The 17,439-nt window shown below is 66.6% G+C and carries 12 protein-coding genes; 5 read left to right on the forward strand and 7 right to left on the reverse strand.

All coding sequences use genetic code 11. From position 1 onward, the window contains the following. Positions 1 to 275 precede the first annotated feature (275 nt). Positions 276 to 1,319: a helix-turn-helix domain-containing protein gene (locus M1P90_RS34850; protein ID WP_483705510.1), complete on the forward strand. Its 1,044-nt coding sequence runs from the start codon at positions 276 to 278 to the stop codon at positions 1,317 to 1,319. Here M1P90_RS34850 and M1P90_RS34855 read toward each other — a convergent pair. The 7 genes from M1P90_RS34855 to M1P90_RS34885 form a co-directional block, all read right to left on the reverse strand. After that, positions 1,234 to 2,133, reverse strand: a complete 900-nt coding sequence (locus M1P90_RS34855; protein ID WP_483705512.1) for an FAD-dependent oxidoreductase — start codon at positions 2,131 to 2,133, stop codon at positions 1,234 to 1,236. The two genes, M1P90_RS34850 and M1P90_RS34855, sit on opposite strands and share 86 nt — an antisense overlap. Next, a complete protein-coding gene (gene tnpC, locus M1P90_RS34860; RefSeq protein WP_409569855.1) occupies positions 2,070 to 3,458 on the reverse strand; it encodes an IS66 family transposase in 1,389 nt (462 codons plus the stop codon). The genes M1P90_RS34855 and tnpC overlap by 64 nt, the downstream gene beginning before the upstream one ends. A 21-nt stretch (positions 3,459 to 3,479) precedes the next feature. Continuing rightward, positions 3,480 to 7,748, reverse strand: coding sequence for a hypothetical protein (locus M1P90_RS34865; RefSeq protein ID WP_483705514.1), 4,269 nt, complete (start codon positions 7,746 to 7,748; stop codon positions 3,480 to 3,482). 43 nt (positions 7,749 to 7,791) lie between these two features. Beyond that, positions 7,792 to 8,958: a sigma-70 family RNA polymerase sigma factor gene (locus M1P90_RS34870; protein ID WP_483705516.1), complete on the reverse strand. Its 1,167-nt coding sequence runs from the start codon at positions 8,956 to 8,958 to the stop codon at positions 7,792 to 7,794. Between the two features lie 54 nt (positions 8,959 to 9,012). Next, on the reverse strand, positions 9,013 to 10,491 hold the full coding sequence (locus tag M1P90_RS34875; protein ID WP_483705518.1) for a sigma-70 family RNA polymerase sigma factor: 1,479 nt from the start codon (positions 10,489 to 10,491) through the stop codon (positions 9,013 to 9,015). Positions 10,492 to 10,587: 96 nt separating this feature from the next. Next, positions 10,588 to 11,337 carry a hypothetical protein gene (locus M1P90_RS34880; RefSeq protein ID WP_483705520.1) on the reverse strand — a complete coding sequence of 250 codons (750 nt, stop codon included), beginning with the start codon at positions 11,335 to 11,337 and terminating at the stop codon, positions 10,588 to 10,590. Positions 11,338 to 11,492: 155 nt separating this feature from the next. Beyond that, complete coding sequence (locus M1P90_RS34885) at positions 11,493 to 12,227, reverse strand: single-stranded DNA-binding protein (protein ID WP_483705522.1); 735 nt, start codon at positions 12,225 to 12,227, stop codon at positions 11,493 to 11,495. Positions 12,228 to 12,533: 306 nt separating this feature from the next. On the opposite strand from M1P90_RS34885, the gene M1P90_RS34890 reads away from it, so the two are divergent. The 4 genes from M1P90_RS34890 (at position 12,534) to M1P90_RS34905 (ending at position 17,370) form a co-directional block, all read left to right on the forward strand. Beyond that, entirely contained in the window at positions 12,534 to 12,968 is a 435-nt protein-coding gene (locus tag M1P90_RS34890; protein ID WP_483705524.1) for a hypothetical protein, read from the forward strand. Positions 12,969 to 12,986: 18 nt separating this feature from the next. Next, positions 12,987 to 14,519 (forward strand): ATP-binding protein, encoded by a 1,533-nt coding sequence (locus M1P90_RS34895; protein WP_483705526.1) that lies wholly within the window; start codon positions 12,987 to 12,989, stop codon positions 14,517 to 14,519. Positions 14,520 to 15,028: 509 nt separating this feature from the next. Then, positions 15,029 to 16,717 carry a hypothetical protein gene (locus tag M1P90_RS34900; RefSeq protein ID WP_483705528.1) on the forward strand — a complete coding sequence of 563 codons (1,689 nt, stop codon included), beginning with the start codon at positions 15,029 to 15,031 and terminating at the stop codon, positions 16,715 to 16,717. A gap of 113 nt (positions 16,718 to 16,830) precedes the next feature. Then, positions 16,831 to 17,370, forward strand: a complete 540-nt coding sequence (locus M1P90_RS34905) for a hypothetical protein (RefSeq protein ID WP_483705530.1) — start codon at positions 16,831 to 16,833, stop codon at positions 17,368 to 17,370. Positions 17,371 to 17,439 lie beyond the last annotated feature (69 nt).

The following is a 17,439-nucleotide window of genomic DNA, read 5'->3' on the forward strand; positions in this document are numbered from 1 at the left end:
GCAAGCGCGGCCGTTTGTCGAGGGCCGGCGCGATAGCGCAGATCAGCCTCCCGTCGCAACAAACTTCCATGCATGCCCCATCACTATGGCGTCATGATCCAAGGCGTGCTGGATAAGCGGCACTAAGCACAGCCCAGGCGGCAGTGACACACCGTAGAGGAGCAGTATGAGTCGTCACCCAGACCACGTCGCGCCGTGCGGGCGCACACGCGTCCGTAAGTTGTGCTACCATAGACGGAGCCACCATCGCCTCATGGGGCCTGAGGAGCACGACTATGACCGATGACTTAGCAAACCAGTCGCGCCGCGACATCGCCCGCGCCCGCACCGAGCAGGTTTATTTCGACATCAAAACCTTACTTCGTGCCGCAACCTGGCTCTGGCCCGGTCAGGCGATCACGAGCGCATCGGTTGCGCGCACTGTGGGCCTGCGGCCAAACACCATTTTGGATATGGACTCCAACCGCGCGCTCCACGTCACCTTCCCGCACTTCGGGCTCGTGGCGTGGTATTTTGGAGCTGGCGCCGATCTGGTGCTGCGCTATCGTCCGGCAGAGGACGATGTCGCCATCCCCGAGCTGGAGCGCGACCTGGCGCTCATCGACCAGGGCCTGCCGCCCGCTGATCCGCCCAGCGAGCCACCCCGGCTGAGGCGGCAGCAGGCTCCGGCGGGACCGCCGGGTCCCGGCGCCATCGTGGTAATCAACCGCGTTCCGCTCTTGATAGGCAGCATGACCCAGAGTGAACTTGCGGAAACGACCGGGAGATCCAGGACCAACATCGCGCGCTACACGCGCGCGCCGGTCTCGCGTATCGCGCGCTCGACTATTGCCGAGCTGCTGGAGGCGTTCGGGTTGAACCGTGTGTCTGCCATCCTGGACGTCCGGCTCAAGCTAGATTGCTACAGCGATACGGGCGAGAGCGCCCCCGACGCGGTTCGGATCGAAACCCTGATGCCGGTCTGGAACTCAGTCGATTGGCCTCAGGTTGTGCAGCGCTGGCGCGCACTGGCGGATGTCCAGCAAAAGCCCGAGCCCCTTGCCGACATGGATGTCGCCGCGATCCGCTACATCTACGCCGTCGTTGCCGCCAACCAGGGCGGCCGGGCGCCGCGCCTGGGCGGACAGCTTTCAAGCGCACTTGGCGTCTCGCGGGAAACGATCAGCAACGTTGTCAGCGGCGATTTCCGGCGGGAGATCACGGCACTCGATCTCCCCGTCTCCGTGCAGCAACTCATCCATCAAACGCTGCAACTCCCGGCACTGGAACCGGAGCAGGACGCGTCGGCGACAGAGGCCGAAGGGGTGGGTTCGCGCTAACAGGCAGCTCACGCGCGCGCTCGCGCGAGGGCGCATAGAGAACCTCGGCCTCGACGATAGCCGCCGCGGCCGCATCCAGCGGCGGCAGATCGAGCGCCTGCTGGATCTGTGCGTAGGTCGTATGCGGGCGTCGGAGCAGCGCTTCGGCCGCCACCGCCGCACGCAGCGGCGCGAGCCCGGCCGCCGTCAGGCGCGCATTGATGCGCGCGTTGGGCGCCACGCGCAGCCCACGTAACGCGGCGATCGCCGCATCAGATGCGGCCTGCCTCTGGCGCACCGCCAGCACGCGATCCGGCGTAGAGAGCCCAAGCTCGCCCCCCAGCGGCGTCAGACGAAGCTCCGCGTTGTCGTCCCGCAGCCCGGTCCGGTCGGCGACGTGGGCATTCGCGATACGGTACGGTAGGCCGGCCCCCTGGCTGAGATCATCTACCAGCACGCCGATATACGCGTCCGCGCGGTCCACCACCAGCCTCTCGCGGCGCTGCGCGTAGCGCGCGGCATTGATACCGGCCATCATCCCGAGCGCGGCCGCTTCCTCATTGCCGTTGCCGCCGGCGAAGGCGCCGGCGGCGTACAGCCCCGCCTGATTGCGCACGCCCAGATCGCTTCCGAGCGCGCCCCCGGCCACGCCATCATACTCGACGAGCATCCCCGGCCGCAGCATCCTCGCCTGCTCCAGGCCCGGCAAAGTGGCGATGAACCGCATCTGATCATCTACACCCAGCGCGGTATAGGCGCCGCGGTAACTGTTCACTGTTGGGGTAAAGAACATTCGGTCGAAGAGGTTGCGCCTTGGCTCAACAGCTTGACGCATTCCTCAAACGGGTTGCACTTGCGTGCCTGCCAGGTCTCGAACAGACTTGCCAAGCCCAGCCGAGTCTTGGTTCCCTGCTGGCTGCGCGAGCCGCCGCTGATCTTGCGCATGACAACCAGCGGCCGGATGCTGCGTTCGGCCAGATTGTTATCCGCACTCAAGCCATCGATCAGCACAAACTGGAACAACTCTTCCTCGTGCCGCAGCAACCGTTTCGCCAGCGCCTGGCAGGCATGCTTTTTGACCCGCGCATAGGCGAACCCGAGTGCGTGCGCCCGTGCCGTCAGTTGCACGTACTGCTGCTCGCGCTGCTCGCGTATCGGCTGCTCGTGCTCACGCAGCCAGCTTTGGGCATCGTCGTAGAGCGCTCGTACCTGCTGCGCCCACTGCAGTACCCCCGCATCGTCGGCGTGCTGCTGCTTCAGCTCCCGCAGCGCGCGCAGCAGATGAACCCAGCAGCGCTGATGCTTGCCGGCATAGATGTTGTAGCCGCAGTAGAAATCGCTCACCAGGTGGCCCTCAAACTGACCAGCCAGCATGCGTTTCACAACGGCCTGTCCACGTGAGTGGTCGTAGTCGTAGTAGCGCACAGCTTGCTCGCCTGGGGTTGAAAACGCCCAGATGTAGCCGTTCATTCCATCCTCGCGCCACGACGTTTCGTCGCCGTGCAGGATCGGACTGGCACGCGCCTGTGCCTTGAGCGCCTCGAGCTCGGCTTGCAACCTCTGCCGCAACTGATGGAGTAATTCCACGATTTCGCCTGTGCTGAGCAGCAATTGATGAACGCTGTGCAGATACGCCTGGATGCGGCGGATGGGCAAGCGCAGCGTGGTACGCAAGTAGCCGAGCAGGCTGATGATGCGCACGCCGATACGCCCTTGCCCCAGCACCTGACCACTCAGATCGAGCTTGGGGCTGTGCCAGCGCTGGCAGTGCGGACAGAAGCGTTTGATTACCCGATGTTCGACGACCTCGACCGGCTGCGGTTGAGGCAGTTCAATCACCTCACGCGAATAATCGAGGCTATCGCCTTGTAAGCGGTAGAGGCAGTCGGGACAGCGCTCAAGCGCATGCTCGACCGAGCGGGTCGGGGTCATTCGCTTGCGGTTGTGATTGTGCTGAGGTGCTCGCTTCTTGCGCGGCGATTTTGGCGAGGCTGGTTTGGGTCGATTAGGTTTGACGAAGGGTGGTGGCTCGTCGTGGTGCTGTTCCAGTTCGGCAATCCGAGCCAGAGCAGCCGCTAAGGCCTGCTCTAGCTCGCCGACGCGAGCGTGCAAATCGCTATTGACTGCGCGCAGGCGCTCAACTTCGTCTTCAAGCGTCATGCAGCCGAGTATAGCATAAGCTTAGGATAACTGTGAACAGTTACGCGACGGCAGCGAGCGCGCCGTGGCCGTCGCGCGCTCCGCGGTATCGGCGGCCCAGAGCTGCTCGGACCAGGGCCCCGCCGGCGCCGGCACCGGGATGCCAGCCGAGGCGGCCTCGTGCCGGCTGAGCGCCACGATATGGCTCAGCAGGTCGCCGAACAGGCGGCCCCAGACCTCCACGGCCTCCAGGTCGGTATACTGCGCGATAAATGGCGGCAGCGGCAGGGTCAGTGTCCGCCCTTCGACCACATTAGCCATCCAGCGCAGCAACGTCGCCGCGTCGCCGCTGTCTTCCGGCAGCCAGTCGATCTCGCGCGATGCGACGTGCGCGCTCAGCTCGGCCCTCAGGCCCGCCAGGCGGCCTTGGACGCGCGCGAGCACGGCCGCAAGATCCTTGACCACCACACCCGTCCCATCCCCCACCACGGGCAGCCCCAGCTCGCGGAGCAGCGCGCCGCGCGGCCCCTCGACCCCCCAGACTTCGGTGAATGAGGCCCGCGCGATGCGATCCTCAAGCTGCTGGCGGGTCTCCTGGCCAATCCGCGCGGTGGCCTCGGGGTCGCTCGCGGCCAGCGCCCACGCCAGCGCGCGCAGCGCGTCGAGGCTGGCCAGCGCGAGCCCGGCCTGAAACATGCCGGCGAGCGACTGCCGCGCGTTGGCCCGAATATCCGCGGCCTGCTCGGCGCTCAGAACGGCCTGCTTGGTACTGTAGCGCTCGTCGGCGAGCGCCTGTTTATACGTGCCGAGCTGCTGCCTGAGCGCGGTCCACGCGGCCTGCGCGTCCCAGACTTCCCGGATGGCCTCCCGCACACATGCCCACGCCGCCCCATCGGCGCACGCGTAGTGATCCTCCATCTTGCTGCTTGTGGCATAGCTGCCCTCAAGCACGAGCGTCTGCGGTGTGTGTTTGCGCACCCGATGGAGCGACAGCGAGAGAAGCCGCGCCTCCACCGCAACGTGGAGGTAGTCCATGCTCGGCGCATACTCGCGATCGGGCTCCAGCGCGCTCACCACCCACGGCGTGACCGGGTCGGCGGGCAGCCTGCCGCTGTTCGCGGCCGTCGCCCTGGCCAGATGCGCGGCGTAGGTTCCCATCCGCCGCAGCTCCTGCGCGGTGCGCTGCATTGCTGCGTCCAGCCGCGCGTAGGCTATTACCACCGCGTCGAGCGCCGCGCGGTCCGGCAGGCAGATCACCTGGTCCTGGTTCTTGGTTAGTGTCCTGCCGCCGTCAATGGTGCGAAGCTGCACTTTATGATCCGTGTGTTTGAGAAGGGGCCAGATCTCCAGGTCGGGCAATGTCCAGGGCCGCGGCTGCTGGCCGACGATCAACACCGCCGGCACGATGCGGTTGCTCTCGCCGAGCGCCACGTTCGGCCAGAGATCCGGGACCGGCGGCGCGGGCGTCGCGACAAGCGCCGCGATCCCGTCGGCGTCCAGCTCGGCCGTCGTCCGGCCGTGCCAGCGCCGGCTTTCGGCGTCGACGTACGTAATCCCGAAGACGGCCGTGCCGTCGTGGATCACGCCGCCGTGCAGCAGCGCGCCCGGCCGGGCGTCGAGCAGCGCCGCCAGGCGCGCAGGTAGCGTGGGCGCCGCGGGCGCCCCCACCTCGTCCATCGCCCGCACGCCGGCCAGCTCACGCTCCAGCTCCCAGAGACCGTCAAACGGGCCGTGGAAGCCGTACAGCGCGTGCCTGGCGTGGTAGTGGTACTCACGCCGCGCGATCTGCCAGCCGCGCTGATGGAGCCGCGCGAGCGCCGCGTCCTGCTCTGCGGCGTAGCGGATCACATAGCGGCCGCCGACGGAGCCGATCCGGTGCCCGGTCGGCGCGTGATGCGCCTCCCAGCGCTGCGCGTGGTGCTCGTCGGCGATCAGCGACCAGCCGCGCTCCTCCAGCTCAGGCGGCAGCACCGGGATAGTGCTGAGATTGGCGATCGCCTCCTCGACGTGTCCGGCCGCGGCCTCGATCTCGGCGACAACCTCGCTACGCTGGACGCCGTCGCCGATGGCTTCGGCGATCTGCCGCGCCCGGGCCAGCACCGCCGCGCGGTTGGCGCCGGCTTCCAGGAGGCCGTGGAGCACGCTCTTGACCAGGTCCTCGCGGTGATCGTCGTCATACCAGCCGCGTGTGACCTCGGGCAGCATTTGCGTGGCCAGCAGGCTGGCGGCGACGGCCCGGCGCGCGCAGCGCTCGCGGTGATCGTCGCGAAGGGCCGGCAGCGTCGCGCCCGGGTCGAGCGGGACAAATGTGGCCACCCAGCGCTGGCCGTCGTGCGCGACGCGCCAACCCAGCGCGGTAGCCTGTCGCTCGGCGTGGCCGGCGTCGTCTTCCGGCTCTTGCGGCGCGCCGGCCGGCGTGGCCACAGGCGCTTCACGCTGATCGGTCGCGGGGGCCGCGTCCTCGACAGCCAGGCCATCACTGCCCGGCTCGGCTACGGCCGGCGTGAAACGCCCCGAGTCCGCGCGCACGTCCGCCTCTAGCCGCTCCAGTTCCGGCCAGAGCGTGGTAACGATATAGCGGCGATTGAACACATAGTACGTGTGGCTCACACGGACGTTGTCGCCTTCGCGGGCGAACAGCCAGCCATCCTCGCGCAGCCGCGCGATGCGCTGGGCCAGCGGCGCTGTGGTGTTCGGCAGCCCGACCAGGCGCACGCAGTCTTCCAGCAGCGTGATAAACGCCGCGGCGTCATCGCGGTCCATCGTGCGCTGGTCGGCGCCGCAGGAGAGATTCACGACAGCCCCGTCGCCGTCCAGGGTCCAGCCGACAGCGCGGGCGCGGACCGCCAGATCGTCCGCGGCCGGCCTGGCGCGGCGGGCGTTGGCCTCGGCGATGCCGCTCGCGTTGATCGTCAGCGGGCGCCCGCCGCGCATGGTCGTGATCACGCCGGACGGCGCGGCGAGCCCTGCTCCCGCCGCGCTCAGGCCCGTGGGGTCCGGCCGCCTGAGGATGCGGCCAACCTGCCGGTGGTTCGTCTTGCAGATCCGGGCGACCTCGCGCTGCGATGGTTCAACATCGGCGCCGTGGGCTGTTTGCAGCCGCTCGCGCAGCCGGTGATAGGTCGTCCAAACGGCAAACGCCAAATCCTGATCTGTTCGCTTGACGCCGTGATCGGCGTTCGCGCTCGCCGCGAGATCCAGCGCGTCGTCGAGCGTGCCCTCACGGACGATCGCCCAGACGTGCGTGTAGTCGCAGAGGTCAGCCGCCGCAAGACGGTGAAAGGCGTCCCAGGGGTAGTAGGCATCAGCGGCGCTGTCGTGGACCACTTCGATCGGCGGCGGGGCCTCGCCGTCCAGCAGGCGCTGGCGGTAGCGCTGCACCTCATTCCAGTCCAGGCGCGCGTAGCGCGGATCGACGCTGTCGTCGTGATCGCGCGGCGCGCGCATCTGCGTGCCGGCGACCCGGTCGAGGCGGGCGATCTCGACCAGCACCGAGTCGGGATAGCGCGGGTGCTTGTTCGGCCAGCGCTGCGCCAGCCCGCCGCCGTCAAGCCGGCGCGGCGCAGGGTTCAGCTCGTCCAGATCGGCGCCCTCGGCCAGCGCCTGGAGCTGCGGAATAGTCACCTCGTAGCGCTCGTCAGGGTCCTCAGCGCGCGCAATCTGCTGGTACCAGACGCGGCCGCGCCGCTCGCCCTGCACCCAGCGCCACGGGCAGTCCGTCCGATCGAGCCAGGCGCCTAACGCGAGCGGAAGGTCGGAGGTCGCGTAGGTGACGCCGACGTCGGTGGTTGTGTCGAGCCGCTGGATATGCGCGATGATCGCCCGCTCGCAGGCGCGGCAGTGATCTCCGTTGTCGTCGTGAGCGAGACGTCCACGGACGACGATCGGCGCGGCGCAGAAGGGGTACCACGAGATTGACGTTTCGTCGGGGCCGCTCACGCTGCTCCAGAAGTGCGCCGGCTCACCGACCTTCCGCCGCCGCCAGAGGCGACCGGCCAGGCCGGGAATTGTGTCCAGGTCGATCGCTGCAAGGTCGATCGCTGCAAGGTCGGGGGCCGCCGCCTCCTGCCCGGATGGGCGCGGGCGGAGGATCGTGTCGCCCATCAGGCCGAGCAGGCCCTCGGCGCGCGCCTGCTGCATGCTGATCGCCGAGCCGACGGCGTCGGCTTTTTCAGAGAACTCCATCGTCTGGATCGGCGGCGAACACTGCTCGTTGTAGGCGCGCCAGCTTTCGTCGACCCGTTCCAGCGCCCAGCCCGCCGCGACCAGGTCCGGCGGCAAGTCGCTCATGCGTGGTGGTGCAGCAATCATCAACTTCTCCTCGTGGCACGTAGATCAGACATCTCGCGCGGCGTCAATCCAGGTACGCACGCAAATGCGCGCCAATCTCGGGACTGCGCAGGCGACGCAGCGCCTCCGCCTCGATCTGGCGCGTTCGCTCGCGCGTGATCCCAAACGCAACGCCGACTTCTTCGAGCGTCCGGTGCTGGCCATCATTCAATCCGTAGCGGAGCTGAAGCACCCCGCGCTCGCGCTCGGTCAGCGCAGCCAGCGCCCGGTCAATGTCCTGCCGGCACACGGCCTCGGCGGCCATCTGGTGCGGCGCGGCGAATCGATCATCCTGGATAAAATCGCCAAGCTCGCTCTCGCCGTCGCCGACGGGCGTCGAGAGCGAAATAGCATTCTTGCACGCCTTCAGCATGACCTGGACCTTCTCCAGGCTCGTGCCCAGCGCCGCGGCGATCTCGTCGGGGGTCGGCTGGCGTTCCAGGCTTTGCTGAAGCTGGCGGATCACGCGGCTCATGGTGCCGATCGACTCGGCCAGGTGGACCGGGATGCGGACCAGCCGGCTTTGCTCGGCGATCGCCCGCGTGATCGTCTGCCTGATCCACCAGGTCGCGTAGGTCGAGAAGCGGTTCCCTTTGCGATACACAAACTTCTCGACCGCGCGCATCAGGCCGAGATTACCTTCCTGGATCAGGTCGGCGAAGCCCATCACCGCGCCGCCGCGCCCGACGTACTTCTTGGCGACCGAGACGACCAGGCGCAGATTCGCCCGGATCAGGTGGTCGCGCGCCGCCTCGCCGTCAGCGACGTCGCGATGAAGCCGAATGCGATCCTGAGCGCCAAGGCTGAGGGCGCGACTCTCCAGCTCGCACGCTGCCGCACTGCCGCGCTCCATGCGGATACACAGATCGACCTCCTCGTTGACGGTCTTATCGACGACCAGGAGCGGTGTCCGGCCGATCTCGCGCAGGTACCAGCGGATCAGGTCGAGCACGATCGGGTCGCCGTCATCCGCATCCTCGCCCGCAATGCGCAGGTCGTCGACGCCGATCTGGGCGGCGGCGGCCTCCAGCTCCGCCACTTCGGCGTCCTGTTCCAGGTTAGCGGGCGGAACCTCATCGACCGCTGCCAGCACGGCAGCGATCACGGTAGACGGATCAGGCGCGAGCGCCCAGGTATCGGTCGCCGCAGGCCAGGTGGCGCGGTCGGGAGTGGCTGTCATTGTTGTCGTCATGTCTCGTCCCAACTAGCGCGACGCCGCGGCCGTGCAGGGCCGCGGCGCTGCGCACTACTCCAGATAGCCGCGCAGCTTTCTTCCCAGATGCGGATGGCGCAGCTTCCGCAGCGCGACCGCTTCGATCTGGCGAATGCGTTCGCGGGTGATCCCAAACGCAACGCCAACTTCTTCGAGCGTCCGGTACCGGCCATCCTTCAACCCGTAGCGGAGCCGGATGATTTCGCGCTCGCGCCAGGGGAGCTTCTGCAAGACCTCCTCGATCTGCTCGCGCAGCAGCGACGCGCCAGCCGCGTCGTGGGGCGCGAGCAGACGATCGTCCGCGATGAGGTCGCCGAGAACATGCTCACCGTCTTCGCCGACCGGGGTCTCCAGCGAGATGGTGCGCTGCGCGGCCTCAAGTGTCCGGCGAACCTTTTCCGGGGTCACCCCCAGCGCCTTGGCGATCTCATCGGTCGTCGGCTTACGCTCCAGGGCTCGCTCTAGCTGCGCGCTGACGCGCCGCAGCTTGCTGATGGCCTCGCTCATATGCACCGGCAGCCGGATCACGCGCTGCTGATCCGCGATCGCGCGGGTCACCGCCTGCCTGATCCACCAGGTTGCATAGGTCGAGAACTTGTTCCCGCGCTGATAGTCGTACTTCGTAACCGCGCGCATCAGACCGACATTACCTTCCTGGATCAGGTCCAGCAGCGTTAACGCGGTGGTGGTGTAGCCCTGGTATTTTGTAGCGATGCTGACCACCAGGCGCAAATTCGCGCGGATCAGATGCTCGCGCGCCGCCTCGCCATCGTCGATCGCGCGCTGCAACGCGATGCACTCTAGGGGCGCGGGCGTCTCACGCTCCAGCCGCGCGGCGGCGGCCAGACCGCGCTCGATGCGCTCCGCCAGATCGGCCTCCTCATTCACCACTTTGTTGACGACCAGCAGCGGCGTCTTTCCGATCTGGTGGAGATACCAGCGCATCGGGTCGTTCAGCAGCAACTCCTCAAGCTCGGGCGCCGGGGTTTCCTGATCGAACTCGTCCGCGGCCTCCTGCGCGAGCAATTCGGATGCGCGCTCCAGCGCGGCCAGTTCCGCATCCTCGCTCAGGTTCTCAGGCGGCGCGTCGGGCTCTGCGGCGCGCTCGTCGACGATCAGCGCATCCAGCGGCGGGGCCGCCGCGACTGCCGCGGTTGCGTCGATCTCGGCAACCACCGCACCTGTAGCGTGCGAGGCGGCGACCGTGCCCTCCGTCGCAGGAGCAACGACCACGGCACCCGCCCCATCAGCCAGGAGTGGCGGTGCGCTTGCCGCGACGACAAGTCGGGTGGGCCGCTGCCTGCCCCTGCCGCGCGTGGAGCGCTCGACGAGCGGCGCTGCATCAACAGTGGCGTCGCTCTCATGAAGCGCCACGACGACAATCGCACGCGCCACCGGCGATGGCGTCCTGATCAGCGCGGTAGGCTGGTGCGCGGGCGCCGCCAGGAGCGGCGCGCGCACGGCTCCTGCTGCTCGGGACATACCGAGAAGCGCGATGGAAGGATGAACCATCGCTAGTATCTCTACCCTCAATTCAGCGCCGCCCGGATGAGATCCGGCAGCGCCGACCGTGGCGGCGGGGCCAGCCGCCTGGCTGGGCCTCGCTAGTCAGGTATCCCCGGGTGGCGGCGCGGCCGCTCCCGCCGCGGCCTGGCGCCGGCGCAGCACGGTCAGCAGCTCGCCGTGCGCATCGATCGCGTGGTGCGCCAGGCGTGTCGGCGGCAGGATCACGTCACATTCCGGGCATTTCTCCGGCTCCCCGGCCGATGCCGGAGCAGGTTCAGACTCCGGCGCGGGCGGCTCAGCCGCCTCAGGCACGGCCTGGGCGGGAGCCGCGTATAGCGCGCGCAGCTCGCTCAGCGTCGCGCCGTGAGCGGTCTGACAGTGCCGCCCCAGCGCCTGCCCGGTCTCCCGCGTCTCGGGGCAAGTCGGATCAGGGCAGGGGATAGGCTGGCGCACCCTTACCGCCACAGGTGAATCGGCTGGCCGAGCAGCGGGCGCGGCGGGTGGAGTCAATGCCGCGAGCTGCGCGCGCAGTTGCCTGAGTTCTTCGGCCTGCTGCGCGTTTTGGTTCTCCTGCTTGGCGAGCGCGGCCCTGAGCCGGTCATTGTCCGTCTCGCGCTCGATCAGTGCCGCAGCGGTCGTCTCGCTCCACTGCCGCTCGGTCGCGTAGATTCCGAGGAGTGTGCCGCTGGCCTCATCGCGCGCCAGGACCACGCCGACGCGAAGATAATCGACCCCACCGGTGGTACCGAGCCGCACAGCGCCATCCAGCAGCGCCTCAATGGTGCGCTCAGGCATGCGTTCGGCCACAATCGGCAGGCCATGTGGAGCCTCAGGTGTGCTCGTTCTTTTCATCAAATGTTCTCCACGTAAGACGGGGAGCAGCTCGCGCGATGTGGGACACTGTCCCAGATCGCCGTCGTGTTCGGCGGTTCGTCCTGCGCGCCGCTGCCGCTGGAAAAAGACTTACGACCCATCTGCCGCGCCCCTCAGCGCGGCGCGTGGCGTGTCTAGGCGCCTGCTGGGACGCCGGTCAGATACGCCGGCAGGTCCTCAACTGAAAACGCCGGCACTCGCGCGGCGACAGCCGCGGCCATCTGCTCGGCGAGCAGATCCCATCCTTCAGCGGTTGTCGGCTCATCAACACCGGGCAGAAACCGGCGGATCTCACTAAACCGCCGCGGCCGTACGAGATGGCCCCAGCGCTCAAAAAACGCCCGCCTGGCGGCTCGGCAGCGCCTGATCGCAGCCGGATCACGAACAGGCGGCCCGGCTTCCCACTGCGGCGTCCACTCACCGGACGGCTCCGGCAGCGCTGGCGGGGTTGGCGGCGCGTCCAGAGCTGCGTCGAGATCCGCGTTCATCGCCGCGAGCGCGGCGGCGGCAGCCTCCCACTCCGGCTCAGACACATCACCATCACTCCAGGATCGGCCGCCTCTCGCATCCAGCACGAAGCTGGCCACGACCTCAACCACGGACCGCTCCTGGCGTGTCGCCTGATCGACCCACACGCGCGTCTGAAGCCTGCCCAGGACCATGACGGGCGCGCCGCGACGCAGCGCCTCCAGACACCCCTCGGCCAGCGCGTCCCAGGTAACGACCCGAAACCACTCGGTGTGCTTGCCTCCGCGTTCCAAATGGTTCGCGGCGACGCGGAATACGGCGCATGGCCTGCGCGTCCGCCGTCTTTCAGGGTCGGCGCCGAGGCGGCCACTCAGCAAGACACGATTAAGATCACTGGCCATGCAGACCTCGGGTTGTAGCGCAGGATGAACGTGAGACCATAGCGATCGGCACAAACACGCGGAACCTGCCGGCCTGCTCTACGAGATTTGGGAGGCAGTCGCATCCCGCTGCAATATGATCGTGAGTTCCGTGCGAACAGCATAGGAAAGCCGTCCAATTACGGAACAACACGCTGATTTTATCATATAATCACATTATTGTCAATTCACAGCATTGTCATTCGATAATAGGTGCCAGGCATGGTATACTCGCGTTCATCCATTGCCGCGCTGCCGCGAGGCCGCGGCTACGACACGAGGACGTTCATGTCTTCCGAGACGCGCGGCCGGCAACTCGGCCTCCCAATCGCGGCGCACACCGTGCTCGACATGGAAGCGCTGCGGCAAACAGCACTCTCCAGCTACGCCGTGTCAAAGCGTGCGGTGGCGCTCTGTGCGGTCTGCGTGTTTCTGGATGCCCCGCCCGAGGAACGCGACGCATGGATGCAGTCGCTGATCCCAGCACCCAGCATGCGGCCATTCCGCTCATTGGAACTACCGATCGACTTGCACCTGGCCATCGAGCTTGAGGCGGCGCGTCTTAGCGACGTTCTCGGGGCGCCGATCACCAAAGGCGTGGTCGTCGCCGCGGCGGCTGAGTATTACCAACATCTCCCGGAAAGTACGCGCCCAATTGCAGGCCACCGCGCGCCGCGCAGAGATCAATTAGCCGCGAGTGCGGCCCGAAAAGCCGGATCATAAGTCTTAGAGGAACTGTCCATGCCTACGGTGCTCGCCATCGACGACGCCCAAGAATCACTCATAAGCGTGCGCATCGCCGCCCGCGGTTGTCGCCTGTTGACCGCGACCTCCGGCGAGGAGGCGATGCGCATGATCGCCGAGCATATCCAGAGCGTGGACGTGGTGATCCTGGATCTGATGCTCCCCGACATCGACGGCGCGATGCTGTGCGCCACCATCCGCCAGCATCATGCCATCGTCCCGATCATCCCCATCACCGGCCACCCGGAGGCGCTGCGCAAGGTTGAGCATATGGGGGTGTCGCTGCCGATCATCAAGCCGGCCGAGTCAACCGAGATCCGGCGCGTGTTAGAGGAGGTGCTCGGGATGCCGCTACCAGCAGTAGAACTTGGCGCATCTCAGCAGGCGATCCAGCAGCAGTTTGATTTTCCCACCAGCGCCACGAACGGTGGCGCGTATGCCGCAAACGGCCATATCGCCGGCGTGCCCGACTACGAGGAGCGGCCGGAGCTGATACCCGTTCGCGGGGCCACCTGGGAAGACCTCGATCTCGGCCTCGTCGAGCAGCACATTCAGCGCGCGATCTCGCGTCGCGGGTATGACGGCACCGACGATCCGCTGGGATACCTCCGGCATCACGAGTGTGTGGTCGGGGGCGGCTTTCACCCGACCCCGACGCTCGTCGGGCTGATCGCGTTCGGCGTCCGGCCCGAGCGCTTTCTGACGGCGGAAATCGACATCGCGAGGTTCTCGACCTCGTACGAGGAGCCTGGCTCGATCGTCAAGCGGCGCACGATCAGGGGGACGGCGTTTGCTCAAATCGAGGAGTGTCTGGCGTTTCTGGATACCCTCAACCCCCAACGAAGCCGCATGGAGGGCGCCGAGCGGATCGACGAGCATGCCTTCAGCCCGCACGTCCTCCGCGAGGTGGCCAACAACGCGGTGCTGCATCGCGATTGGTCCGCGCGTGGCGCGGGCATCCAGATCAAGATTTTTCCCGATCGGCTTGAGGTGCTGAGCCCGGGCGGGCTCCCGCCCGGCGTCACCGTCGACACCATCGGGCGCACGCCGGGGGTGCGCCGAAATCCCGCGCTGGCAGAGTTGCTCCGTAACGCCGGGTACGTCGAGCGCTTTGGGATCGGGTACAAGCTCATCTACCGCGTGCTGGAGGAGTGGGGGCTCGGCGCTCCCACCGTCATCGATCACGGCAGTTTTTTCTCGGTCAGCATCCCCGCGCAGCGATTCGAGCCGGCGCCGGCGCCGCTGGCCGGCGCCCAGCCCATCCCACCGACACTGACCGGACGGCTCCGCGAAATCGTGACCGCGGTCGAGCGGCTTGGTGGCCAGGCGACCCGAATTCAAATTCAGGGCTGCCTACAGCAGACCATGGATCAACGCGCCGGAGAGCTGCCGAAAACAGATCTGGAACGGATTTACCTCGTCAGTGAGCGGCAGCTTCAGCGGGATCTGACAGAGCTGGTCGAGATGGGGTTGCTGTTTGAAGAGGGGCAAACAAACAAGCGCCGCTATTACCGGCAGCGTTCGCACTAATGTTGCGCCATGTTCCGACAAAGTTCCGCCATGATTTTGTCGGAATATGTCGGAACATGGCGCAACATGGCGGAACAACCCCAAAAGTGTCGCGAGATTGGCGCGAGTTTAGGCTTGAATGTCTGAACTGATCCTGATAGACTCACAGGGCATTAGCTGGTTTTTAACATTGCGATCGAAGCAGTAAAAAACAAGCCTAACGAAATCTTTACGAAACGACGATCACCAACGGTCGACGCACGGGTCTGATCCGTGTATCGTGGAGCAACCATAACAAAAGGAAGGGACCTCGACTGTCAGCCCGCGAAGCGCCGTCGAAGTCCCCGCACCTGTGCCGGTTCCGCAATTTCTGCGGCGGCCGCGTTGTGTTTGCTCCGAATTATAACATCCGCCACCAGCCAGGTCAAGATGAAAACCTGGATGTGCAGCATCGCAATGCGCCAAGGGCGCAACGGATGCCCGGAGCAAGGATCATGGGCCTTCCTTCGTCACCGGCTGGAGGCCGGACAATGACGTCGCAGCCCGCATCAACGCGCACCGCCAAAGCGATCCAATTCTACTACATCGCCGTCCCGCGTCATTTGCTACTGGATCTGCGCGACAATCCCCTGGCGATCGGCATCTACGCGCTGATGATGCGCCTGGTCACGGCGACCAAAGCGCCGCTCTTAATCTCGGCCGGCGACATCCTCAGCTACGATCCGAACCTCAACCGCGGGGCGGTGCTCCGCGCGATCAAGCGGCTCGTCGCGGGCGGCTGGCTGATCGAGACACAGCAATCGGGGAAGAAGGCGACATACCTGCCAACCTGGGGGCGGATCAGCGGCGTGCCGCGCTCGTGGGCGAACGATGCCCACTCCGGCCGGCCGCGCCACGTCGATGTGTACAGAGTCGATCGCCGGCTGCTCGATGTCTGCATGGGCAAACTTGATCTCCACGAACGGCATAAGGCCGTCATATCACGCTACCTGACGGCCCCACTCTGCGGGCTGTCCGACGTCGGCGTGTACGCGCTGGCGCTTGCCGGACTCCACATGGGCGTGACAACCCCGGCCCTGGAACGCCTTGACGTCCTGGCTACGGATGATGCCGAGGCAAGGGCACTGCCTCCCGATACCGACATCCTGGCGCTGGCCTCGCAACAGGCGCTGATCGACCTGGAGGAGGTGCTGACCGTTCAAGGCGCCGCCAAGCTCGGCGTGCGCCCGCTGGCGTCTGGGTCGCCCTCCACAACCGCCCAAACGCTTTTTTTTATGCCTCCCGACCAGTTTGGCGGCCTGATCGGCAGCCTGATCGATCACATGATCGGCGATCGCGATCGCGATCGATCACCAGATGCGGCCCCGGTATCGGATGAAATCGGGCTGCATAGCGACGTGGAGGGATCACATGGACTCTCAGGTATTCTTAGGGAAACTGAGGTAGCCGCCCCCCAACCCCCCACGCAGGGCGGCGGCCTGTCCTCTCGGGCTGGTCGATCGATTTGGAAAAACGCGCCTCCGGCGCGGGACAAGCAGGACGTGTCTCTGGAGACGGAAAGCGCGAAACTCCTTCGCGACATTGGGGTCAAATCGCCTGCGCTGATCACGCAGCTCGCGCAGCTCCCCGCGGACGTCGTTCAGGCCGCGATCGCCACCGCCCGCAGTAGACCGTCGACACGCGACCTTGGCGCTGTGGTTGGCCGCATGCTGCGCGACTACCTCGATCGCGGAACCCCGATCCCCGATCCGGTCCGCCCGGCCAACGCCCCGGTCACGGCCGCGGAGATGCGCGCGAGCTTCGCGCGTCTCGGGTACCCTTTGCCCGAGCCTTCACTCGCCGAGCTAAATCTGACTGAGGAAGACCTGGCCGCTGCCGATGCGCTGGCCGGTCGTGACCTCGACGGTACTACGACGCCGGCGGATGAGATGGCTGTCGTCGCCGGTGCGCTCACCCCCGAGGAGCTGAGCGCGCGGCTGCGGGACGAAGTGTACTGGCTTGTCGACGTGCAGCACCGCCGCCTGGTGGATACGCTGATCGCTGCGCAACAGGATGATAGGATCGTGATCTCCTGTCCAAGCGCGGCCGCGTTGCAGATCGTACAAACCAACTTCGCCATTCACCTCCAGCGCGTGCTCGAAATGCTCGGGTTGCCAACCATAATCCGGTACAGGGTCATGCCTGCGCTCCCAATGGCGCGCGGAGCCACAGCGATGTAACAGTTTCGCACACGGATTGATCACCTCATGCGTGCCTTTTTCGCCTAACATGGGAGCCGGACGATTTTGCGACGGACACATCTTAGGTAAGGATTGGGTAAGGACGCAACACAATGACTATCACCGCCTCGACAAATGGCCGCGATCTCCAAGCGGCCGTTGCCATATCCCCCGTTGCCGGGGGTCCGCTTGTCGCCACCTCCATCAGCCGTGCCAGCCAGGCCGCGCTGGCCCAGGCGCTGAATACGGCGCTGGGTATGGCCGAGAAGGCCGGGCTCGACGCGTCGTCTGCCACACTGCTGCGCACCGCGCCGGACGAAATGCTCGGATTTCGTAGCGTACTGGAGCTGGCGCTCCAACATCTGACCGCCGGGAACGCCCCCGCCGCCACGGCCCTGCTTCAGCAGGTGCTCGGGCCAGCGTTTGCGCTCGATCAGAACCAGATCACGCTGGACACCGCGTCGAATGGGGCCCGAAACGCGCAGATCGCCTACCAGGCCGTCGCGCCCTCCGGCGCGGCTGATCCGCAGATCCTGACCGACCCCGCGAAGCTGCGCGATTGGGCCGCCGCCGCCGAGCAGGTCGCGGTTGCCTTCGACGATCTCGTCACGCGACTCAAGGAACGGGCCGATCTGTTGTCCCGGAGCCAGTAGGGGTACGCGGTTCGTACCACCTTGGTGCTACCGCTCCCATCTGGCGGAGGGATCAGTATGATCGAACCC

Source organism: Kouleothrix sp. 19917 (genome assembly GCF_057073505.1).